Source organism: Tildeniella sp. (assembly GCF_059505325.1).
The window spans coordinates 117,285-139,755 of the sequence record NZ_JCACKI010000001.1 but is presented as its reverse complement, the minus strand read 5'-3'; the positions used below and the strand labels follow the sequence as shown (position 1 = coordinate 139,755).

Annotated in this window: 27 protein-coding genes and 1 pseudogene; all 28 read right to left on the bottom strand. The window is 50.3% G+C overall.

Annotated elements, in window-relative coordinates:
- Nucleotides 1-37: 37 nt before the first annotated feature.
- Nucleotides 38-1,000: a CPBP family intramembrane glutamic endopeptidase gene (locus AC5JO6_RS00675; protein ID WP_496079101.1), complete on the bottom strand. Its 963-nt coding sequence runs from the start codon at nucleotides 998-1,000 to the stop codon at nucleotides 38-40.
- Nucleotides 1,001-1,088: 88 nt separating this feature from the next.
- Entirely contained in the window at nucleotides 1,089-2,000 is a 912-nt protein-coding gene (locus AC5JO6_RS00670; RefSeq protein ID WP_496079100.1) for a CPBP family intramembrane glutamic endopeptidase, read from the bottom strand.
- 278 nt (nucleotides 2,001-2,278) lie between these two features.
- Nucleotides 2,279-2,854 (bottom strand): TMEM175 family protein, encoded by a 576-nt coding sequence (locus AC5JO6_RS00665; protein ID WP_496079099.1) that lies wholly within the window; start codon nucleotides 2,852-2,854, stop codon nucleotides 2,279-2,281.
- 177 nt (nucleotides 2,855-3,031) lie between these two features.
- Nucleotides 3,032-3,973, bottom strand: coding sequence for a DUF5996 family protein (locus AC5JO6_RS00660; RefSeq protein WP_496079098.1), 942 nt, complete (start codon nucleotides 3,971-3,973; stop codon nucleotides 3,032-3,034).
- 70 nt (nucleotides 3,974-4,043) lie between these two features.
- Entirely contained in the window at nucleotides 4,044-4,319 is a 276-nt protein-coding gene (locus AC5JO6_RS00655) for a UBP-type zinc finger domain-containing protein (protein ID WP_496079097.1), read from the bottom strand.
- A gap of 87 nt (nucleotides 4,320-4,406) precedes the next feature.
- Nucleotides 4,407-4,820: a hypothetical protein gene (locus AC5JO6_RS00650; protein ID WP_496079096.1), complete on the bottom strand. Its 414-nt coding sequence runs from the start codon at nucleotides 4,818-4,820 to the stop codon at nucleotides 4,407-4,409.
- Nucleotides 4,813-5,706 carry a pirin family protein gene (locus tag AC5JO6_RS00645; protein ID WP_496079095.1) on the bottom strand — a complete coding sequence of 298 codons (894 nt, stop codon included), beginning with the start codon at nucleotides 5,704-5,706 and terminating at the stop codon, nucleotides 4,813-4,815. Before AC5JO6_RS00645 ends, AC5JO6_RS00650 begins: the two co-directional genes overlap by 8 nt.
- A gap of 106 nt (nucleotides 5,707-5,812) precedes the next feature.
- Nucleotides 5,813-6,649: an alpha/beta fold hydrolase gene (locus AC5JO6_RS00640; protein ID WP_496079094.1), complete on the bottom strand. Its 837-nt coding sequence runs from the start codon at nucleotides 6,647-6,649 to the stop codon at nucleotides 5,813-5,815.
- A 68-nt stretch (nucleotides 6,650-6,717) separates the two neighbouring features.
- Nucleotides 6,718-7,503 (bottom strand): SDR family oxidoreductase, encoded by a 786-nt coding sequence (locus AC5JO6_RS00635; protein ID WP_496079093.1) that lies wholly within the window; start codon nucleotides 7,501-7,503, stop codon nucleotides 6,718-6,720.
- A gap of 150 nt (nucleotides 7,504-7,653) precedes the next feature.
- Nucleotides 7,654-8,046, bottom strand: a complete 393-nt coding sequence (locus AC5JO6_RS00630) for a RidA family protein (protein ID WP_496079092.1) — start codon at nucleotides 8,044-8,046, stop codon at nucleotides 7,654-7,656.
- 52 nt (nucleotides 8,047-8,098) lie between these two features.
- Nucleotides 8,099-8,261 (bottom strand): annotated as a pseudogene (locus tag AC5JO6_RS00625) (SDR family NAD(P)-dependent oxidoreductase); the annotation flags it as partial.
- A 53-nt stretch (nucleotides 8,262-8,314) separates the two neighbouring features.
- A complete protein-coding gene (locus AC5JO6_RS00620; protein ID WP_496079091.1) occupies nucleotides 8,315-9,298 on the bottom strand; it encodes a CPBP family intramembrane glutamic endopeptidase in 984 nt (327 codons plus the stop codon).
- A gap of 30 nt (nucleotides 9,299-9,328) precedes the next feature.
- The gene (locus AC5JO6_RS00615) at nucleotides 9,329-9,448 is read right to left on the bottom strand and encodes a helix-turn-helix domain-containing protein (RefSeq protein WP_496079090.1); all 120 of its coding nucleotides are present in this window, start codon (nucleotides 9,446-9,448) and stop codon (nucleotides 9,329-9,331) included.
- A gap of 16 nt (nucleotides 9,449-9,464) precedes the next feature.
- Complete coding sequence (locus tag AC5JO6_RS00610; RefSeq protein ID WP_496079089.1) at nucleotides 9,465-9,734, bottom strand: AraC family transcriptional regulator; 270 nt, start codon at nucleotides 9,732-9,734, stop codon at nucleotides 9,465-9,467.
- Between the two features lie 102 nt (nucleotides 9,735-9,836).
- Entirely contained in the window at nucleotides 9,837-10,394 is a 558-nt protein-coding gene (locus AC5JO6_RS00605) for a DsbA family protein (RefSeq protein ID WP_496079088.1), read from the bottom strand.
- Nucleotides 10,395-10,591: 197 nt separating this feature from the next.
- Nucleotides 10,592-11,203, bottom strand: coding sequence for a response regulator (locus AC5JO6_RS00600; protein WP_496079137.1), 612 nt, complete (start codon nucleotides 11,201-11,203; stop codon nucleotides 10,592-10,594).
- 71 nt (nucleotides 11,204-11,274) lie between these two features.
- Nucleotides 11,275-11,643, bottom strand: coding sequence for a four helix bundle protein (locus AC5JO6_RS00595; protein ID WP_496079087.1), 369 nt, complete (start codon nucleotides 11,641-11,643; stop codon nucleotides 11,275-11,277).
- A gap of 31 nt (nucleotides 11,644-11,674) precedes the next feature.
- Nucleotides 11,675-14,371, bottom strand: a complete 2,697-nt coding sequence (locus tag AC5JO6_RS00590; protein WP_496079086.1) for a sensor histidine kinase — start codon at nucleotides 14,369-14,371, stop codon at nucleotides 11,675-11,677.
- Nucleotides 14,372-14,422: 51 nt separating this feature from the next.
- The gene (locus AC5JO6_RS00585) at nucleotides 14,423-14,743 is read right to left on the bottom strand and encodes a DUF4058 family protein (RefSeq protein WP_496079085.1); all 321 of its coding nucleotides are present in this window, start codon (nucleotides 14,741-14,743) and stop codon (nucleotides 14,423-14,425) included.
- A 39-nt stretch (nucleotides 14,744-14,782) separates the two neighbouring features.
- Complete coding sequence (locus AC5JO6_RS00580; protein WP_496079084.1) at nucleotides 14,783-15,406, bottom strand: hypothetical protein; 624 nt, start codon at nucleotides 15,404-15,406, stop codon at nucleotides 14,783-14,785.
- Between the two features lie 17 nt (nucleotides 15,407-15,423).
- Nucleotides 15,424-15,681 (bottom strand): hypothetical protein, encoded by a 258-nt coding sequence (locus AC5JO6_RS00575; RefSeq protein ID WP_496079136.1) that lies wholly within the window; start codon nucleotides 15,679-15,681, stop codon nucleotides 15,424-15,426.
- Nucleotides 15,682-15,752: 71 nt separating this feature from the next.
- Nucleotides 15,753-16,946, bottom strand: coding sequence for a M20 family metallopeptidase (locus AC5JO6_RS00570; protein ID WP_496079083.1), 1,194 nt, complete (start codon nucleotides 16,944-16,946; stop codon nucleotides 15,753-15,755).
- A 275-nt stretch (nucleotides 16,947-17,221) separates the two neighbouring features.
- Entirely contained in the window at nucleotides 17,222-17,587 is a 366-nt protein-coding gene (locus AC5JO6_RS00565) for a hypothetical protein (RefSeq protein ID WP_496079082.1), read from the bottom strand.
- Nucleotides 17,588-17,987: 400 nt separating this feature from the next.
- On the bottom strand, nucleotides 17,988-19,124 hold the full coding sequence (locus tag AC5JO6_RS00560; RefSeq protein ID WP_496079081.1) for a WD40 repeat domain-containing protein: 1,137 nt from the start codon (nucleotides 19,122-19,124) through the stop codon (nucleotides 17,988-17,990).
- A gap of 101 nt (nucleotides 19,125-19,225) precedes the next feature.
- Nucleotides 19,226-20,350, bottom strand: a complete 1,125-nt coding sequence (locus tag AC5JO6_RS00555) for a hypothetical protein (protein ID WP_496079080.1) — start codon at nucleotides 20,348-20,350, stop codon at nucleotides 19,226-19,228.
- A complete protein-coding gene (locus tag AC5JO6_RS00550; protein ID WP_496079079.1) occupies nucleotides 20,340-20,684 on the bottom strand; it encodes a HepT-like ribonuclease domain-containing protein in 345 nt (114 codons plus the stop codon). The genes AC5JO6_RS00555 and AC5JO6_RS00550 overlap by 11 nt, the downstream gene beginning before the upstream one ends.
- Nucleotides 20,681-20,971, bottom strand: coding sequence for a nucleotidyltransferase family protein (locus AC5JO6_RS00545; RefSeq protein WP_496079078.1), 291 nt, complete (start codon nucleotides 20,969-20,971; stop codon nucleotides 20,681-20,683). Before AC5JO6_RS00545 ends, AC5JO6_RS00550 begins: the two co-directional genes overlap by 4 nt.
- A 2-nt stretch (nucleotides 20,972-20,973) precedes the next feature.
- Nucleotides 20,974-22,470: a hypothetical protein gene (locus AC5JO6_RS00540; RefSeq protein ID WP_496079077.1), complete on the bottom strand. Its 1,497-nt coding sequence runs from the start codon at nucleotides 22,468-22,470 to the stop codon at nucleotides 20,974-20,976.
- Between the last annotated feature and the right edge of the window lies 1 nt (nucleotide 22,471).

Here is a 22,471-nt window from a genome sequence, read left to right as displayed (position 1 = left end):
CCTTTGATCGAGTTGCTGATTCAAGTGGCTAATAGATTTAGGAATCAACGGGTTCGGATGCCTTGTCGCGTTTGAACACCTTGTAGGCGATCGCCAGGAACACGGGTACTACAACCAGCACTGATAGCGCGTAGAAGGTCGCATGGTACTCGCTGACCATGAACAGCGCTGGCGTGGTCGCGGCGCTTCCGGCTGCGTTGACTAGGAGAAAGAAGCTGATGTTGTTCGCGAAGTGCGCGCCGATGGCGAGTTCGGTCGTTCCCTCCACCAGCGAGACGACCACCCACAACAGTCCTCCGCTAACAAAGTAGCCAAGGAACACTTGGAGCCAGCCGCCCGCGATCGCCTCCGGGTTGCCGAGGTGCATCAGGGTGAAGAGTACTGCCGACACAAGCGCTAGAAAGACGCGGTTAGACCAGATCAGGCTCGCGCCCTGCACGATGTAGCCGCGAAAGAACAGCTCTTCGGTGGTGGTCTGGATCGCGGTGAAGACTAGCGCGATCGGCACGAAGAGCGCGAACGTCGTGAGGTCGGAGTTAAAGGAAAAGGTGTCGGGATAGAAGAAGTACTGTCCTAGCCCATCGATCAGGCAGAATGGCACGAACCCAGCCACAAACCCGTGACCGACACGCCGCCAGCTTATCCGCTCCCGCGCCGTGACCAGCGTCCGGAGGGAGCGGCGGTGAATTCCAACAACGGCAATGAAGATTCCCGCGAGGAAGAACGGGAACCCCGCCATGATCGCCAGAAAGTTGCCAAAGGGACCGAGCAAGGAGTAATCTGCCTGCCCGAACGCTATAAGCCCCTCCTGACCGCCGAGCAAGAACGTGACGAGCGGGGCGGCGATGCCGCCGACCACCAGCCACGCAAAGAGGATGACTACTAATCCTAGAACATACCGCCACCCCCGATATTTACCCCACCGGGCAGCCTCCACGTAAGTCGCGTCTTTCACGTCCGTTCCGCTTCCCTGATGTCCTTTGATTGCTTTGATCCTCATCTTTGTCTCCTTGACTCGTGCATATATGTAGTGCTTGGATCTGACCGCTAGTTGCCTTTACGATTGTTTTCAGGGTTCGATGGGATTACTAAAAACCCTTCCGATCGCTCTGGAAAACAGGTTCGGATGCCTCATCGCGTTTGAACACCTTGTAGGCGATCGCCAGGAATATGGGTATTGCAACTAGCACCGATAGCGCCACGTAGGTCGCGTGGAACTCGCTGATTGTGAACAGAGCCGGTGTGGTCACGGCGCTTCCGGCTATGTTGAACAGGAGTATGCCAATGATGTTATTTGCGAAATGTACGCCGATGGCGAGTTCAGTGGTGCCGTCAATCAGCGAAACCACAGTCCACAACAGACCCGGAACGAGGAAGTAGTTGGAGAAAACCGTGAGCCAGCCGCCTGCGATCGCCTCCGGGTTTAAGAGGTGCGGCAGGGTGAATATCACGGCTGCCACGATCGCCAGAAAAACGCGGTTGGTCGAGATCATGCTCGCCCCTTGCACAACGTATCCGCGAAAGAAAAGCTCCTCAGTGGTCGTCTGGATCGCGGTGAAGACCAGTGCCAATGGCACAAAGAGCGCGAACGTCGCCAGGTCGAAGTTGAAGGAAAAGGTGTCGGGGTAGAAGAGGTACTGTCCCAGCACGCCTATCAGACACGCTGGAACGGACCACGCCACAAACCCCTGACCGATGCGACGCCAGCTTATCTTCTTCCGCGCCGTGATGAGCGTCAGGGGATGACGGCGATGGATAAGGGTAACGGCGATGAGGACTCCCGCCAGGAAGACCGGAAAGCCTACCATGATATACAGGAACTTCCCCAAAGGACCAAGCATGGAGTAATCCGGCTGACCGCTAAACGCGATCACGACGAGTACGCTGGCACCAGTCCCGACCACCAGCCACGCAAAGAGGATGACCACCAGCCCCAGAACATACCGCCACCCCCGATACTTACCCCACCGAGCAGCCTCCACATAAGTTGCGTTTTTCATGAGAATACCTCCTACCTTTTGCAAATGATTTACACCGCGCTGCTGGGTTTAACTTTGACTTCGGTTGTGATTACGAAAGCTCTTAATTCGACCATCTTGTCGCCGCGAAAACGCCAGATGTCGCAGTACGAGAATCAGCCACCTTCCCGTCTTAGGTTTAAGCGGCATAACGTTCCCGCTTACCGGATTCAGATCACCTTTGTCTGTGACCAACAACCTATATTCGTACTGGTGAAGAGGGTTTATTAGCTGGTTTTTGTTGCATCAAACATGGAACTTTATGAATTCAACGCCTTTTCGATACGACGATCGGGAATGAGCCACAGAACTGAAACCAGAACGTACAATGCACATGCAAGCCAAGGGATTGCAAAAGCAAGTGGAATTGCAACTGCATAAATCAATACCGATAACTTGCCTTTAAAGTTCCGACCCAGAGCGTTTGCAAGTGTGGAATCTTGACCGTGGTGAAAAACAAGTGTGCGGGTCAGAGTGAAGTAGGCGATCGCAGCCAACAATAGAACCACACCATAAAGCGCCACAGGCAACGCAGCAAAATGATTTTCACCCATCCATGCGGTGACAAAGGGAAATAATGATAACCAGAACAACAAATGTAGGTTTGCCCACAAAGTTGAACCATTCACTTGTCGGACTGCCTGAAACAGGTGATGGTGATTGTTCCAGTAGATACCAACATGCACGAAACTCAACACATAGCTTAGAAAGGTTGGAATCAGCAGACGTAGCGCAGCTAAATCTGACTCATGAGGTATTTTCAACTCCAGTACCATAATGGTGATAATAATAGCAATTACCCCATCACTGAATGCTTCTAACCGACCTTTAATCATTTTTGGGTATGCTCCTTGTCTGCTTACCGCTCTGCTTACCGCTTTGTATAACTGCCGTTTGCAAAAATGTCCGGTTATCCACTATCCATTGAGTCTCTCTAGGTGACAGCAGATCGCCTCAAACTTTGTATCAAGGTCGCCAGTCCATCCGCTTCAGCAATTTGCAATTTGTTAGCCTTACACGGTTGGGGAACGCTCCAGGGCTACTCGATCCCAATGTCCTAAGTTGGCTGCTGCTTCATAGGTGCTTTGGAGAAAAGCAAGGAGCATTGCATCTGGATCGTCAGCTTGTCTCACGGCTTCATAGGGTAGGATAAACTCTTGCATCTCTGGGCTGTAAAACGCTTCTCTGGGTTGGATTGGGTAATCACGGAAACCCTCCGGCGCAGGGTAAGCGTAAGCGTAAAAAACAGGCTCCACAACTGACCCACCCCCTAGCCAAAAGCCGCAACTACTAACTTCGTGTGAATAGGCTTCGCGCGTGACCCAATCTGCCATATTCGGAACCCCACCGGGATGTTCTGGCGCACGACGACCAGAGAAACGAGTCACAGCAAGATCAAAGCTGCCCCAAAAAAAATGTACAGGGCTGGATTTACCAACAAACTGGGAACGGAAGACGGTCATGATGCGATCGACTTGCACAAGAATTCGCCAGAACCGTTGTGCATACTCCGGATCGTAAGCTGCGTGTTGATAGTCTCGCTCAAACGGGATTGGTTCTGACACTTCTTGCGGCATCGTCCAGATTTGGACTTCGATGCCGATGTCGCTCAATGTAGTTAGCACCATTTGGTAAAAATCTGCCACAGAGCGAGGAGCCAGTGCAATTCTTTTAGTGATGCCGTCGCTAGTGTCTATTTGTAGTTGATGGTCGAGAAAATCAAAGCTAATTTGAAAGTTACTAGTTCCGCAGGGGATTGAAGCGGTTGTTAGTCCACGCGGTGTGACATAAAGAGTAGATTGCCACCAGTGATTGAGTTTAGGTGCCAGTGCCAACCGGATTTTACCGATGATTTGCATCCATAGATGGAGAGTTGCATAGGTATCCTGCCAAGCTGCTAAGGGCAAACTGGGCCAAACGATGTCAACGGGAGTACTTTGATGAGAAACAGCCATGAAAATCACCCACATGAGGAGAATATGTTGAAGAAATAGGAAGGAAATCTAGATGAAATCAGAATCGCTATCAATAGTCTTTTCCCTGTTCATCTGCAAAACACCATAACCACTGCTCCCCCAATTCAGCCGAACTAACCACTGCATGATTGGTTGCTTCATAATGACGACGAGCATGTTGATGCTCAGAAGAATCACAGCACAGCATTTTGCTACAGGTTTGGCAAATCCGGAGGTGTACCCAGCGGCTATTTATTTTAATGCACTCTTCACAACGAAATATGGGATAGGCTGCTTTAGAAATCAGGTTTTCCACAGTTAGATTGTTGAGATGTTCGCAGGTCATAGTTTTTTGGTATCCCTGGTAGGAGACAACGGTGAACAGAATGATTGAGGCTATCGGAGCAAGTTCAGAATCTGTGAATTTTGGAGGTTAAATACTGTTAGAGGTCAGCAACATCACGACATCTGCATGAGCTAACACGCCATCGGGGTGGCGTTGAAGCGCCGTATCATACTTCATGGCAAACTCATCACCCAATTCGTCGGGGCTGAGCAGTGTCCGAATGTCACTGTCGATCGCTGCAATTGCCTCTGGTGTAACAAGTTCACCGTCATGAAGCAACTCATCGATTTGGATAATCAATGCTGAGAGTTGGTGCAACCAGGCAAACTGCTCATGACTAATCACCAGTTGTAGCAATTCACCGCTAGAAACTTGCCCTCGAACTTGCTCATAGGTAAGGCGCTCAGTCTCTAGTAAAAGCTTGTGCAGACGCAGTAGTTTGATTCGTAACTCACTTAAGCGTTGATGTTGACTAATTTGATATTGAGATGTGTTAAACATCAATCCGTCCCATCCTTCCTTCCTGATAGTCGTTGATCGCCTGGGTAATTTCAGCTTCAGTGTTCATGACAAATGGACCGTAGCGCACGACGGGTTCGTTAAGGGGTACACCTGCAATCAGCAGCAGATCTAGAGGACGTTGAGCAGCAGCAGGGTTGGAGATTATCACATCTTCTCCATCTTGAGAAAAGAGCACCATCTGCCCATCATCACCAGGCGCTGGCTTTGTCCCAAACAACCCAGACCCCTCCAGTACATAGGCAAAGGCGTTGTACTCTTTGGGTACAGGCTGGATCATCGTTGCCCCTGGTTGCAGTGTGAAGTGGAGGTAAGTTATGGGCGTGCGCGTCTGAATGACGGCTTTTGCCCCTAACGCTTCTCCCGTAATCACCCGCACCGTCACAGACCGATCTTCAGTTTGAGCGATCGGAATGTGAGCCGCTGGAATTTCCTGATAGCGGGGCGGCATCATTTTGTCTCGTTGTGGCAGATTGACCCATAGTTGAATGCCGTGGAGCCGTCCACCCGTTTGAGTAAACATTGACTCTGGCATCTCGGAATGCACGACCCCGGCACCTGCTGTCATCCACTGAACATCACCCGGATTTAGTAGCCCGGCGTGCCCCACAGAATCTTTGTGTTCTAACCGTCCATCCAAGACATAGCTGACGATTTCAAAGCCCCGATGCGGATGATCGGGCGCACCTTTTGCTTGACCCGGCTTGAGATTAATCGGCCCCAATTCGTCGAGGAGGAGAAACGGGTCAAATTCAGAGAAGCTACTTTTGGGAAAGGGCCGACGGACAAGAAATCCAGCCCCTTCGAGTGTTTCAACGCTGTTAATTACTCCGGCAACGGTTCGAGACGTTTGAGTAGGGACAGTCATAGAATTGCCTCTTCAGAACTAGACAAATATGTGTATCATTTGAGCCTGACTCAACGGGATGAATCACAGCGTTTTTTCACAAGCCAGAAATGCAGCAGATCACTGATTATTCCTGTTGAAGAAAGTCCAGTAACAGGGGATTGATCTGATCAGCGTGAGTCCAGTTGATGGCGTGCGGTCCGCCAGGAATGACAACCAGTTGACTGTTTTTAATCAGCTTTGGGAGTCTTGCTGCGGTGGATTCCAGTGGCAAAATCCGATCGCTATCGCCATGAATAATCAGAGTCGGTACATCAATGCGGGGCAGATCATCGCGGAAATCAGTCAACCAGGACGGTACACAATCCAAAGTTCCTTTTGCAGAAGCCCCTGCTGCCACATTCCAACTGGCTTGAATTGCCTCATTGCTGATGCGATCGCCAAGCAATACATCGACATTGAAAAACTCTTTGAAGAACGCAGAGAAATAGGCTGGACGGTCTTCAACGATCGCTTTCATAATGCCATCGAAGACACTTTGATCAACACCCTCTGGATTGTCGTCTGTCTTTAACAGAAAAGGTGGAACGGGAGCCATCAGCACGGCTTTCTGCACCCGCTCTGAGCCGTATTTGCCAAGATAACGTGTGACTTCACCTGTTCCCATTGAGAAACCGACCAGCACGGTATTTTGCAAGTCAAGCTTGGTCATCAGCCCGTTCAAATCGGCTGCAAAGGTATCGTAGTCATAGCCAAACGAGGGTTGGCTAGAAGCACCGAATCCTCGGCGATCGTAGGTAATGACTCGATACCCCGCATTTAGCAGCACTAAGACCTGCTTTTCCCAGGAATGACCGTTGAGGGGAAATCCATGAATCAGAACAATCGGTTGACCTGTCCCCAGATCTTCGTAGTAGAGATCGATGGTTGCAGAATTTTCTTGACCGACAGTAACGTAAGGCATGAGAGGTTTCTCCGTTGTAAATTGATGACGTGTTTTTGTCTGTTGCATCGTCTCGCACTGTCAATCGACTACTGCGCTACATACCCGCCATCTACCATCAACGTTTCACCTGTTATGAACGATGCCAGGTCAGATGATAAAAACAGGACTGCATTTGCAACTTCAAGCGGTGTTCCAATTCGTCCGATCGGGTGAAGTCCTGTTATATAAGCTTTGACCTCATCCTGCCCACCTGTAGCTGCTTCAAACATATCTGTTTCGATTGCTGCTGGTGCAACGACATTGATGCGAATCCCCGCTTTGGCATATTGGAGCGCGGCGGCTTTTGTTAAGCCTACTACTGCATGTTTACTCGCGGTGTAGAGGAGTTGGGTAGGAACTGCAACGACTCCAGCCCCAGATGATGTATTGACGATGCACATAGTGCCGCCAGAGGCGAACGAACCACTTCCCTGTTTCAACATCTGAGCGATTTCATATTTCATCGACAACCAAACGCCTTTGATATTGACGTTCATCGTGCGATCGTATTCCGCTTCTGTTTGCTCAATCAATGAGGGATTTTCGCCGACAGTTCCTGCATTATTAAAGGCAATATCTAACCGACCAAAAACGTCAACCGTTTTATCAACCATTGCTTTAACATCGGCTTCTTTCGTGACATCGGCTTGCACAAAAATAGCCTCTCCGCCAGCTTCCTTGATCAATCGAACCGTTTCTTCACCTTCATCCATTCGACGACCCACCACCACCACCTTTGCTTGTTGTTGGGCATAAGCGATCGCCGTTGCTCTGCCAATTCCTGAAGTTCCGCCAGTGACAAGCGCAACTTTTCCTGAGAGTTTTTGTGACATAGTGTTTTACTGCGTATGTGATTACTAATGTGATCGTCAAATCGGCAATTTACTTACCAATAAGCCCGCGAATCGCTTCGCCCTGATGACAAATGCCGGGCGGTCGAGTGCAGTGTCGGGTTATCCTGCCGCCCGCTCCGCCTGATGAATTCAGCCTGGAATACGGGCGATGACCTTGATCTCGAAGTCGAACCCCGCGAGCCAGTTGACCCCGATCGCCGTCCAATTCGGATAAGGCGCTTCCGGGAAGACTTCGCTTTTAACGGTCATGACCGTGCCGAACTGATTCTCGGGATCGGTATGAAAGGTCGTCACGTCGACGATATCGTCAAGCCCGCATCCACCCGCTTGTAGGGTCGCCTCAAGATTGGAGAATGCCAGGCGGACCTGAGCCTCAAAGTCCGGCTCGGGCGAGCCATCGCTGCGACTGCCGACCTGACCAGACACGAACAGGAGGTCACCTGATCTGATCGCTGCGGAATAGGTGTATGAGGTGTAGAGGTCATGCCGATCGGCGGGGAAAACGGCGTCACGCTGGGTCATATAGAATGCTCCTGTTGTAGGTCGCTGGAAAGCGGTGTTCAGTTTTTGCATTTTTTACAGTTTCTTCACCTTCATCAATTCGACGACCCACCACCACCACCTTTGCTTGTTGTTGGGCATAAGCGATTACCTCCGGTAGGCTTCGCCAACGCGGTAGCTCTACCAATTCCCGATGTGCCTCCAGTAACTAACACCACTTTGTCTTGCAGTATCATTGTTGTTTCTCCTGTTTCAATCAAGATTGACCTTCAGCAACGAACTGACGAGATCACCGACGACCAATTCGATCGCTTTGGAAAACGGGTTCGGATGACTTATCGTATTTGAACACCTTGTAGGCGATCGCCAGGAAAACGGGAATCAGCACGAGGGAGATGATGTCGTAGAATCTTGCATGGTACTCGCTGATGCTGAACAGGGCTGGTGCAGCGAAAAAGCTTCCAGACCAGTTGAACAAGAGAAAGTACGCGATGTTGTTGGCGAAGTGTGCGCCGATCGCAAGCTCAGTCGTGCCGTCGATCAATGAAACGATCGCAAACAGCAGACCCGTGCCGACGAAGAGTCCGAGGAACATCCCGATCCAGCCACCCTCCTGTGACTCTGGATTGGTGGCGTGCGGCAGGGTGAAGATCACAGCCGACACGATCGCCAGAAACACGCGGTTCGACCAGATCAGGCTCGCGCCCTGCACGATGTACCCGCGAAAGAAAAGCTCCTCGGTGGTCGTCTGGATCGCAGTAAGGATTAGCGCGATCGGCACGAAGAGCGCGAACGTCTTCAGGTCGGAGTTGAAGGAGAAGGTATCGGGGTAGAGGAGGTACTGCCCCAGCCCGCCTATCAGAACCCAGGGCACGAACCCAGCCACGAAGCCGTGACCGATGCGATGCCAACTGATCTGCTCCCGCGCCGTAACGAGCGTTCGGGGATGACGCTGGTGAATGAGGGTGACGGCGATGAGGATTCCAGCGAGGAACACCGGGAAACCCGCCATGACCACGACGAAGCCCCATACGGGACCGAACGCAGCGTAATCCAGCCGACTAAATGCTGCGACACCCTCCTGACCGCCGATCGCGAGTGCAACGATCGCACTGGCAAAGTTGGCGGCGACCATCCATGCAAAGAGGATGATCATCAGCCCTAGAACATACCGCCACCACCGATACTTCCCCCACCCGGCAGCCTCCACGTAAGTCGCGTCTTTCACGTCCGTTCCGCATCCCTGCCTTCCTGTGATTGCTTTAAACTTCATCTTTGTCTCCTTGACTCGTGCGTGATCGAGTTAGCGAATCTGTTTTGGGGTCATTCCAGTCAGGCGCTTAAACTGTTGTGTCAAATGACTCTGGCTGGAGAAGCCGACTTGTGAGGCAATGTCTGCGTTGGCGTAGCCTGTGCGTAGCACGTATTGCTAAGTTCGTTTACAACAGCATCAATTTCACTCGTTCCAACCGCTGTTGAATCACGTACTGGTGCGGTGAAACTCCCATTGCTTGTTTGAATGCAGTGGTAAAGTAAGGCGGACTAAGATTCAGCGCCTCTGCAAGTTCGACCAGTGACAAATCTCGTTCGCCTAGCGTCGGCTCTGCCGAATCGAGGTGGGTCTGAATATAGTCGAGTACTTGTTGCAATTGGAGGTGTGTTAGACCTTTGCGCTTGCATTCAATGGTTGGTGTTGTAGTGGTTAGCATGGTTCAAAACTTGGCAAGTTGTTCAACAAAACAGGCAAAAACTAGCTATCACGCATTAGATAACTTACTAGCACTCACAAACAAGTCAGATATGAATAGAGCTTAGTGACTTGCAGCAACAATGGCTGTCATCAACTCTGCCATTCGCCAGCGTGCGGTATACCGGATGTTATTGATAAATAGGGCTGGAGCGTCGGTCACTCCGCTGCGTATTCCACTTTCGATATTTTGATTAATGCGATCGAGGTGCGTCTGTTGAGACAACTGTTGTAAAAACTGGGGAATGTCTAGTCCAAGCTGATTGGCATACTCGACAAGATAGCCGTTTCCTAGTGCTTGGTAATGGTTGAACAAACTATCGTGCATCTGCCAAAACTGACTTTGGGCAGCGGCAGCTTCGGCTGCCTGAGCCGCACGTTGAGACTGAGGATGAATCTGGATCTGTGGAAAATGGCGGAAGATACAACATAAATAATCCTCTCCAAGAGAAACACTCAGCTCTTGCCGAATGGCTTTAATTAATCGGTAAACATCCGCGCTTCTAGAACATTGGTAGTCCCCATACATCACTAACACCACGGCGGCACTTAGCACACCTTGACTGTGATCTTGGGTTGAAGCTGGCACAACTAAAAAACTGGAACTATGGTCGCCGATCATCTTTCTACATCTGTATCAAGCCTGGAACCTTGCAATTCACTTGCTCAATCCACATGAATTAATATAGGCAATTGACTTTTAGTTGTCGTCTACAGTGAGTTAAATTTTTTACAGTACAAATCGGTGGAGCAATTGCTCTAACCCAAAATAGAAGGTAGGTTATAACTCAAGTTAGAATCCGAGTTTGATCGAAAGTTCTACAAACAGACGATTCCGCGTTTAACGGCAACAATTACAGCTTGGGTGCGATCGCTCACATCTAACTTATTCAAAATCCGATTGACATGGGATTTAACAGTGCCTTCACCGATACTTAAAGCAGTCGCAATCTCAGCATTACTCATCCCCTGTGCCAGTGAACGAAGTACAGCCAGTTCTCTTTCACTCAGTTCTGGATTACTGAGGCGCTGCACCAACTTGGCTCCTACATCGGGCGGAATATACTGCTGACCCCGATGAACGGTACGAATGGCATTCAGAAGCTCATCCGGCTCAGTTTCTTTCAACAGGTATCCTTTTGCGCCTGCCTGCAAGCCCCGATAGATATCTTCGTCGCTATCATACGTGGTCAGTACAATAATCCGAGCCGATTTAGTAGTCGCACAAATTGCACCAATGGCGGCAACGCCTTCCACACCCGGCATTCGCAGATCCATGAGCGTGACATCCGGTTGGTGTTCCTCAAATAGCGCGATCGCCTGTTCCCCATTTTCGGCTTGGGCAATCACCTGCATCTCTGGGTCACGGTTAATAATCGTGGCTAATCCTTGCCGAAAAATGGCGTGATCATCTGCAATCAAAACTCGAATCGGGGGTGTGGGGTGTGGGGTGTGGGGTGTGGAGAAGTCTCTAGGGTGTGGGGTGTGGGGTGTAAGGTGTGTCAATTGTCTATCCCCCTTTGAAGACTTTGACGAAGACGACTGAGTAACCGTCCCGTGCTTTCACACAAACTCATCAATTCAGTAATGTCATCAATATAATTTAAACTATTAGCAAGGAGAAGCAAGGTTTCTAGTTCTTTGAGACTTCCATTTGCAATACCGAGAAACTGAAGATATTCCTTACGATGATTTCTCCCATATCCCTCAGCAATGTTGGCAGGCACAGAAACACAGGCTCTACGAATCTGTGAAGTTAGTCCATAGATTTCATGCTTTGGTAGTGCTTCTGTTGCTTGATAAACTTCCTTTGCCAATCGCATTGACACTCTCCAAACCTCCAAATCACGATAACTCTCTAACTTACCCATACCCTACACCCCACACCCTGCACCCCACACCCTACACCCCAACGACTACGATAATCTCTGTTCCCTGCCCAGGTTGACTCCGAATCGTGAGTTGTGCGCCGATGCGCTCTGCCCGTTCGCTCATGCCTAATAAACCAAAACCCTCAGAGGCTGGCATACTCCCAACTCCAAAGCCCTGCCCGTTGTCTTTCACGCGCAAGCAAAACTGATTGCGATCGTAGACTAGCTCCACTCGAATTTCGTCAGCATTGGCGTGTCTAATCGCATTGGTTAAGGCTTCCTGCCCAATCCGCAGTAGGTTACTCTCGACTTCAGTCGGTAGAGCATACACTGCACCCTCAATCTCATAAGACAAAGTGGTATCTAGTGCGGCAGTTCTGAGTTGAGCGACGAGACGATGGAGAGCGCTCTGTAGACTGCCTTCCTCCAAAAGCTGAGGACGGAGCGCGACAACCGATCGCCGTGCTTCAATCAGTCCGGTTCGTGCCAATTCTTTGATCAAGTCTAGATGTGCCTGAGTTGCTTCTAAATCATCCGTTAGCACCTGTTTTGCCGCTCCGACCTGAGCCAGAATGCCTGTAAACGCCTGAGCCAGTGTGTCGTGAATCTCGCGTGCCATGCGGTTACGTTCTTCCAAAATTGAAGCTGCTTCTGCTTGCTTTTGCGGCGTAATATCTCGCGCCAACCAAATCACCTGCTCGTGCTGAATTGGGGCAATGCGAGCCGAAAACCAGATTTCTCGCCCAGCTATCCACTCGCTGTATTCAACGGTCAGAACTTGTTGGGTTCTCACCACCTGCTGAATATAATTCAGGAATTCATCAGCTTGTTCTTTAGCATAAAGTTGATACAGTGTTTTGCCAGTATACTCCTCCCTATACTCCTCTCCATAGGATGGATTTCCTTTGATTGCACAGACTAATTGCCCTTCAGCATTGAAGATACACAGCGGATCGGGAATGGCTGAAACGAGCGCCCGCAGTTCTGCTTCAGAAGCTTGTAACGCGGCTTCTGCTTGCTTTTGCAGCGTAATATCTCGCGCCAACCAAATCACCTGATCGTGGGCGATTGGAGCAATGCGAGCCGAAAACCAGGCTTCTCGTCCATTTAAAAACGCACTGTACTCGACTGTGAGGATTTGTTGGGTTCTCAGCACCTGCTGAATATAACTTAGAAATTCATCGGCTTCTTCCCTTCCGAGTTGATGCATGGTTTGACCAATCATCTCCTCAAAGGGGTGCCAGAGCAGATTTGATTCCAGTACGATGATTTCAAGGAATCGCCCTTCAGCAGTCAGTACAAATAACGGATCGGGAATTGCCTCAATGAGAGTCCGTAGCTTTGACTCTGAGGCTTGTAATGCCTCTTCTGCTTGTTTGCGATCGCTAATATCTGCAGTCACTCCTTCGAGGTAGCCATCGTCTGCATTCAAATAAGCAGAGGAAAGTCCCCAGAACAATGTCCCATCTCGTTTTCGCAGCTGAGTTTCAAAGTTTCGCACTTCCCCATCCCGCTTCATCACCTCAATTGCCTGTTGGCGATCGTTGGGATTTACAAAATAGTCGATGGTGTGTTCCAGCCCAATGATTTCTTCTGGTGAATCAAAGCCAAGCAGATTGGCATAGCGTTGATTGGCATTGAGAATTAATCCATCCGAGAGGCGGGTGCGGTAGATGCCAACCTGCGAGTTTTCAAAGATCGCTCGGAACTTGGCTTCACTGCGTTGTAATGCCTCTTCTGCTTGTCTACGCTGGGTGGTGTCATTGCCCACCGATAAGATTTCAATAACCTCTCCCTGTTCATTGAAGATGGCTTGATTCGACCAAACAACCCAAACTCGCCGACCGTCTCGACACAGATTTTCACCCTCACCTTGCGGATACGCTTGAGGATGGCGAAGTAAATCGTGGACCATCGGTTTGACATCGCGCCCAGAGATTTCGATGTCTGGAATGATGGTTTCAAACAAGGTTCGCCCTAGAATCTGATGTTCTTCATAGCCAAGAAGTTTTATCCCATAATCGTTGATGTAATGAATCCGTCCTTGCAGATCATAGCGAATGATGATTGAATTCGCGGTTTGTAACAGGTTGCGATAATTTGCTTCACTTTGTCTCAATGCGGCTTCGATTTGTTGACGTTCAGCGATCTCCTGCTGCAAGGCTTGAGTTTGCGCTTCCACCTTCCTTTCCAGTGTTTCGGCATAGTCTGCTAACTGTTTATACAGCCGAGCATTTTCCAGTGAAATCGCTGCCTGAGCCATCAATAGTTTGAGGACTTGTAAGCGATCGCTAGTAAACACTCCGGTATTGAGATTGTTCTCCAAATAAAGGATGCCGATCAACTGACTTTGATTGAGAATGGGTAGACAGAGGAGCGATCGCGTCTGGTGGTGTTGAATATAAGGATCAGTTGAAAAAGACGATTCGCTGACGGCATCATCAAGCACCAGCGTTTCTTGAGTGCGTTCTGCCGAGTGAATGATGGAGGCAGGAATCGTTGCACAATCAGCAACAGCAAGCTTTTCTACGTCACACTGTCTATTTCCGCTGCATTGAGCTACTACAGTGAGTTGATCCTCTTCCAGGAGAACCAGAGCACCAGTTTCGGCTCCTGTATTTTCGATCACGACCTGCATCAATGTGGCAATTAATTGAGCGAGATGGATCATTGGACTCTCCCCCGACGAAGGGCTGGCAGCCGTCTCCCAAAGTATATCGCTTGCCAAACTTCAGAAAATTAAGCCTCTAGTGGATTTTTTGCAGGTTTCCTACCTCGATCATCTTGGTCTGAAAACTATCAAGCAACCAGGTTTGGGCGTAGTAGAAGTAAGTGTAAGTGTTGCCACCCCTGATGACTCTACTCCTTCGGTTCCTGGTAAGGCTTGAAACTCACTTGACTCTAAAACCACGATGTCAGGAATCCCAACTAACAACTCGCTCTCAGTTTCATCGCGGTAAGTTCGCGTCTCAATCTCGATACAATACTTCGGCAAAATCTGGGGTGCGATGGCATCGGCGATCGCCACCATCAAGCAACCGTGAAAGGACGACACTTCGTATTGGGCGTGGGTGCGGTGACTGGGATCTGCTTTACTCATCTGGCTCACTCAGGGCTGTAGATATTTGCTATTCGCAGCCTACACTGAGTGAGCTTTTTTACGCCCTTCCTGACTTCTCAAACACCCTCTAAAGCTTTGCAACCGATCGCTTCCCTGTTCAATCTCATCTTTGCGATCGAGGAGGCTATACAGTTTTTGTAATTCTTCTTGCAGCCTCAGCAACTTCTCTTGCTGCTGCTCCCACTGTTTCGATTGCTCCAGTAACCTTGTTAGCTGCAAAACATCTGCTTGTACCATAGCCCATGACGTTTGAGCTTGAGTCGAGGTAACCTGGGCAGCAATTAGATCTTCTTCGCATACAGCAGCGATCGCATTCAGACGATGACTTAACGCCTTGACCTGAGACTCAATCGTTTTACGCTGTTCTTCTACACGAGCATGTAACCGCTCATAAGCACTCAAATTGACCAACTCTTTAAGAATTTGCAGGCGTTTGGGAGGAGGCACATCCAAAAGCCGCGTGCTCTGCCCCTGTAGAAGCAGCACCGATGACGTGAACGTATCGTAATTTAGCCCAATCACCGAATCAATCCAACGCTCAAACCCCTTTTCTCGATCAGTGTCTGGAATGGGATCTTCGCGGTAGGAATTGTTGCCCTCTTTTGAAATTAGGTGGAAAGCCTGCCGTGAGGTTTTGGTCAAAAGGCACCAGTCCTGGTCTAAAGATCTGATGGTGAATCGGGTGCAACGATTTCTCCTTCGCCCAGGGTCAAGAGCTGCTGCTGGTCGGTAATCAGATCACTTAGCTCGTGGAACTCAACGCCCATCGACTCACAGGCTTGCTGCAACGACTGCTTGAACGTATTGAGATCGGCACCATAGCCGCAAAGCTCAGCCGCTGTTTCGGCTCCCTGCTTTGCGTTTGCTCGTGCACAATCGACTAGCTCTAGTCCTTTCAGCGGTGTGGTTGCTGCCATCTTACATTTACTCACTCTACTCCTATCACTATGGAACGAACTGCACCAGCACTTATCCATCGACAGGCGGATTATGGACTACTACTCGTTGGAGACTGCCAGTATTGACAGGCAGCGTGGGCGAGCGTAACGACACCAGTGACGATCGCCGTTTCATCCACCTCAAATTGCGGGTGATGAAGGGGGTAGTTGTGTTTTTCTCTAAAACCGACACCCAGTCGAAACATGCTGCCTGGTGCATGCTGCAAATACACCGAAAAATCTTCCGCACCCAGCGACGGCTCGTGGATGATTTGAACGCCTTTTGCGCCCCAAGCGGCTCTAGCAGAAGACTCTAGAAGCTGAGTCAACACTTTGTCATTCTGCACAGAGGGGGTGCCGCGTCGATAGTTGAGTTCATACCGAGCACCGTAGGTCTGGCAGAGGTTCGCAACGATCTGCTCAATCCAGGCAGGTAGGGCAGCACTGGTTTCGGGATGGAGCGATCGCACGGTTCCCAATAACTGCACCCGATCAGCAATAACGTTGGGTGCGCGTCCGCCGTTGATTTGCCCGATCGTCAGCACAACAGGACGCAAGGGGTTCTGAGTGCGGCTAATGGCTTGCTGTAGCGTGGTAATGATCTGAGAGGCAATCCAGATCGCATCGATCGCCTCATGCGGACGCGCCCCATGTCCCGACTCGCCCAAAATCGTGAGTTCCAGATCATCCGCTGCTGCAGTCAGCGCGCCATAGCGAATGCCCACAACACCTGCGGGAATCGATGGAAACACATGCACCGATAAAATGCCTGATACGTCCTCCATCACACCATCCTGCACCATCCACATGGCACCTTGGGCAATCTCCTCCGCCGACTGAAACAGAAAGCGAATACTACCCGGCAAGGCTTGTCCTAATTGAGATAGCACCATTGCTGTGCCTAGCCCAACGGTGGTGTGGACATCATGACCACAGGCGTGCATCACTCCGGGTTGCCGCGAAGCGAACGCTAATTCAGTTTGCTCACGAATTGGTAACGCATCCATATCGGTACGGATTGCCAGCAATCGGCTGTCAGCCCCTTGACCGGGTAGTTCGCCAACCACACCCACTTTGCCAATTCCTTCTTTGACCTGAAGCCCACATGAGGAGAGAACCCCTGCTACATATGCCGCTGTCTGCTGTTCTTGCCCACTGAGTTCAGGGTGGCTGTGCAGGTGTCGCCGAATTTTAATCAGACGTGGCGCTAAGTTGGCAGCGAGATCTTTGATTTGGGCAAGCATGAATCAAATGTGTTGTGCTTTACCTCTATGATACGGATTGTTACAAAGTTCTGAACGTTAAACCTTGTTCGCGCGAGAAGGATTGGTGTCGATTCTGACTGAGAAGCCGAGCGATCGCGCCACTAGCATCTAAAAGTCGCGTCAATAGGCTACCAACTTGACCTTACCGTCTTCCTACCACTTGCAAAGTAGGCTTCAGTGGCTTGAAAACAATGGAGCAAACAGTGCCTTGTTTGTTGCTTGCTCCGTGTGTTGCGATCGCACGAACGCGAGAACTACGCCGCTTTCTTCTGCCGTACAGGACGCTTGTAGGCAGATTTTTTCTTGCGTCCAACGGTTTGGGCTTCACTGCTGTCAGCTCCGAACTGAGCAATCACGGCGTTTTTGGCTTCCAGGATAGTGTTGTGAAATGCCCATTCGGCAATGCGAGCAGCATCAAGCGCCGCACGATATTGGGCTTTGAGTTGGGCTTCGAGCTGTTGTAGTTTCAGCATTTCAGCCTGAGCCTGTTCGATCTGGGGGACGGAAGCTTCCTGGCGATGAGGGGTGTAGCCAGTGATGGTCTGCAATCCGTGGAAGATGTCTTGATCGGAATTCAGGATGCTGGGACTTAAGCGGTTGTTGGTGTTTTGAGTAATCATGGTTCGATTCCCTGAAGCTTTAGCTGGACAAGGTGAAGGTGCCCGATCGCAGCCCAAAACGTATAAACGAGTGGTTGGCTTTAAGGACTCTTTAATCAGAGAGCGAAAATAGGGGTATGGAGAGACGTAACGTTTACCATTACTTCATATCGACGGGTCAATTCGTTCTCTCGACGAGTCGATTCGGTTTCTCGATTGCCCAATTCGGTTCCTCAAGGGGTCAATTCGGTTCCTTAAGGAGCCAATAGGTTCTCTCAATGAGTCAATTCGCTTGCTCGATGGCTCGATTCGTTTTCTTGAGGGGGCGATCGCATCAGGAAAGTAAGAACGATCGTGAGTCAGCCCACCAGGTTCTCAAACAAAAACGTAAACCGCTGCCATCTGTCATCACAAGGCAATGTCAATACGTCCACAGTCTGACCTTACCGTCATTCCCGCCACTGGCAAAGTAAGGTTCAACTGGATTAAAGACAATAGAGTAAACGGTGCCATCGTGCTTGCCTCGTGTGTAAAGCAGCTCGCCATCGAACACGTCCCAGAGGTTGATGGTTGTGTCTTCGCCGCCACTGGCTAAGGTGCGTCCATTAGGACTAAACGCAACTGTATTCACCTTGCCGGAGTGTTTGAGTAGGGTATGTAACTGTTCACCGTTAACATTCCAGAGTTTGACGGTTTTATCATCACTACCGCTTGCCAATGTGCGCCCATCGGGGCTGAACGCCACTGCATTTACTTCCCCATCATGACCTGTCAGAGTCCGCAAGAGCTTTCCGGTGGTCAGATCCCACAATCTAATCGCTTTGTCTTTGCTACCGCTTGCCACAAGCTGACTGTTTGGGCTGATGGCGATCGAGTTAATGTCATCGTTCTCAGGTAGTTTGCCACGCACTGCTCCGGTGGTTGGGTTCCACAAAGATATTTGCTGATCTCTCCCAGCACTCGCCAGAATCTTCCCATCAGCGCTAAAGGCAACGGTGTAAATTGCCTTTTTTTGACCAGTCAGAACACGCGGTTGTTCGCCTACTTGGTTTAAGTTCCATAGCTTGACAAGAGCATCGTAGCTGCCAGTTGCTAGCGTGCGTCCATCGGGGCTAATCGCTACCGATCGCACAATACTTGCATAGCCGCCGAAGATGCGTGGATCAAGGTCAATCTTAAGGTTCTGATCTGGGTCGTAGTTAAGCTTCCAAAGTCTGGCTCCATTTTGAATCACAGCCCCCTTACTCACCTCATAGTGACCGCCAGAAGCCAATGTACGACCATCCGCGCTAAAGACAAGGCTACTAGCCCACACAGAGAAATCATCGTTCAGGACGAGCGAGTAGGTTACTTGATCTGACTGAAGATTTGCAGCCAATTGAGGCGCTTGCTGCTGAAGAGCTGTTTTTGTTGCGTTGGAGGGGCTTCGGTCATCAGCAACTGTGGGCAGGTGATGAAACGCCAGGACATTTGTAGTAAACGATCTTGCTGGGAAATGTGGTGTAACGAGGTAAGCCAGCACAGACGCAAAAAGGGTGGTGGTCGTAGCTCGGCGCATAAAATCTAGAAGCGTTATTTTTCTTCGCTGAAAGCACTATCAGCAGCGTATCACAATCGTGGTTGCCGCTTGCTCTTTCAGTCAACATAAAACGCATGAAATCAACGACTTGCGCCACCAGACGTGCCTGGATCTGTTACATCAGTGCATTTGTACGTGAGGCACTGTGCATCTGAGGATGGTGAGGGTGAGGGTTCTGGAGGCGTTGGAGATGGACTTGGCAGTGAGTTGGAAGGGGCAGGTGGAGGAGTAGAAGGTGAGACTGGCGCTGGTGCTGGCAGATCAGTGGCTATAGGAGTTGGTGTTGGGGGAATATCTACAATTGTTGCTTTCGCAGGTCTTTCTGGTACGTCTGCTTGCTGTGGGGTTGCTGATGGTTCAGGCGTAGAGGTTGCAGCAGGCAACGGCGCAGCGGCGGGGACAGTTGGGTTGCCTGAGGGCAGTGGTAACGCTGTGGAAGGCGATCGCTCTGGATAAGGTGATGGCGTAGGCGATGGTTTTGGCACTGAGATGTAGCGATACGCAAAGACAGCGAGGAACGCGACAACCGTAATGCCGATCGCCCAATAAAGCCTCTTCCGGGACTTGGGTGGAGTTGGAACGGAATCGGTTACGCCCGATCGCACGGCATTGGCTTTCGTCCGTGCGTCAGCTAGCAGTGGCTCAAACTCAACGAGGGGATCTGCCAACGTTTCAACGATCGCGGCAATACGGAGGCATTCGGTCTTGTCGTGTAGGTAGGTTTTGGACAGCATTTGTGATAGTTCTTGGGCGGCTGCACCGGGTTGAGTATAGGCGATCGCAGCCCATCGTTGTGCCTCGGCACGATCGCGAACGTCAATGTCTGGGCTATCCAACTGCTGTTGTACATAGGTCAGCAGAAAGTCAGAGAGTTGCTGAATTCGCACCTGACCAAACCGGGAATCTTGCTGCAACTGACTCAGCAACTCTGTCCTGACTTCCCGATCCATTTCGTAGAGTTCGTGCCCTACTTCTTCGCACAAACTCGAGAGCAATACATCTGCAACTGCGACCCAGGGAATATTGAGCATTTCTCCCTGCGTGTCTTGTTGAAAATTTGCCCACAGGCGATACATCAGGTCGGGAGTCAGCGCCAGCGGTAAGGCAGCATGATACGCCAGATGCAAATGCGCCTCGCTAAACCGTTTGCGAAATGCGTCCAAACGCGGATGCAACCGTTGTGGTTGGGAGACCTCAAGCTTCATGATCCAACTCCTGCAAAATTAGTTCGATCGCTCGTTTCAACGCTGGCAAATCCTGCTCCACTGCGTTCCAAACGCTACTGAGCGAGATCCCTAAAAAGTTATGAATTAAAACATCTCGAAAGCCTGCAATGAGTCGCCAGGGAATATCCAAATACGTTTGCTTTAACTCTGAAGAAAGCCGTTTTACTGCCTCACCGATTACTTCAAAGTTGCGTATCACGCCATCCTGAATCAGTGTGGACTGAAAAAACTCCGTGCGTCCGCTTTGGGTATAGCGCTGCATACGCTGCATTCGGTTCACAATTTCGCTCAGATATTTACCGTCTTCGCTCACAGAGCAATTGCCTCCTTCAGCAGGTGCGCGCTGGAGTTTTCTTGCAGTCCTTCAACCGTCGAAACGGTGACAGTGCGACCAAGGAGATCTTCAAAATCTTGCACAAGCGCGACGTAATCTAGAAGGCTCCGATCAGCATCTAGCGTCACTAAAAAATCGACTGCCTGGTCGGGCTGGTCTTCGTGCGATGGAACTGAGCTAAGAAGACGAACATCCGATGCTCCATGTTTTGCAGCTAGATCCAAAATCTCTGCACGTTTTGTTTGCACTAATTCATGCATGTTCATGGCTAAGTCCTTGAATCTAGGTCAATCTTAGCCGAATGTTTTGATGCTTTTCCTCTCAGCACATCGATCGCCCCATCCAACCCCTGACGACTCGTTTCAAACATGGGGATCACAGTCGCAATGTCGCCTGCGGTAGTGCCTGCCCAGCGCGATCGAGGCATAGGATTTAGCCACGCGATGTAACGGACGCGCTGTTTTAGATCATCAACAAAGGTTTTGGTGGCACGGCGGCGGCGAGGATTGAAGCCACCCCGTGCTGATCCCGCATCGCTAAAAATGAGCACAGCGGTACGTGAATTGAGTTGCGCGAGAAAGTCATCGATCGCCACTGCCTCTTGATGCACGGGATCGTGATAAACATAATCGGCTGGGCAGTTATGGAAGTAGTAAACGCCAGCCTTACCTAAACGCCCACCCTGCAACGCCGTATCGATCAACCGCTGCGACAGACTATGGAAGGGCACCATTGAACCATCCTGATCAATGAGCAGCAGTAGTTCGGTTCGATTCACGCGACCGGGTACGAGAACAGGCTCCAGCAAGAGTCCCTGTTGCCCAACGCGATGAATGGTGGCATCAATATCAACGTCAGTTAGTGCGCCTTCACGGATGAAGCGACGCAAATAGCGCCAACTCTGCTTCATTTGTCGTCGTGTGATGGGAAAGAATTCGGGATTGGTGAGGACGCGATCGCCCACTTCCCCATCGGCTCCCAACCGTCGCCGTACCACTCTAGCAGCCCGCACTTCATCGCCAATTTGTTGAATGAGTTCGGTTGAAAGATTGGTCGCGGCGATCGTGCCTACTTTAGTAGGGGCTTGTGTTTGTTCTGAACGACTTAATCTTTTCAAAGCTTGCTCAAGCAACCATGCTAATCGCTCAATTAACCACACCACTCCAAAAATAAGAAGGCAGATTGCTCCACAAAACAAAAGGAAACCAATATTTACAACAATAGCTAAGCTCATTGGAGATGTTGTAGTCGTTGGGGTTGCTGGTGAAGGAGCTACACTTTTATCAGGAGTTGGAGATTTGAGCGGTGTCGGTTTTAGGGTGGAATCACTGTTGGTTGGATTTGGCTGTGAGGTTGTAGATTGAGTAGATGAATTTCGGGACGCGTATATTGCAATATTCACTACAACGAGTATTACTAGGCACATGGCAGCCAACAGTCCTATCAACCACCACTTAACCTTGTGTAACCACAAGATTCGTTTTGCTGACCGTTTTTTGGACGCACCTTCTACGGCAGTAGACAACACAGCAGACTGACCAATAATCTGCTCAAAGTGGTAGTTAAAGAGGCGTTCTTCTTCGGGAGATTTGATCCAGAGGGTGCGGCAGAGTTTGGCGAGAGCCTCGCGGTTCTGGATGCCGAAGCCTGCTTGGAGCGATCGCAGCACGAGTTGATATTCAGTAATGCCCAGCGGTAAGCCAGCCTCACGCAAGCGGGTAAAGAGTTCCAGTAAGGGCAGTTCATCCACTGGATGGGGGTTCATG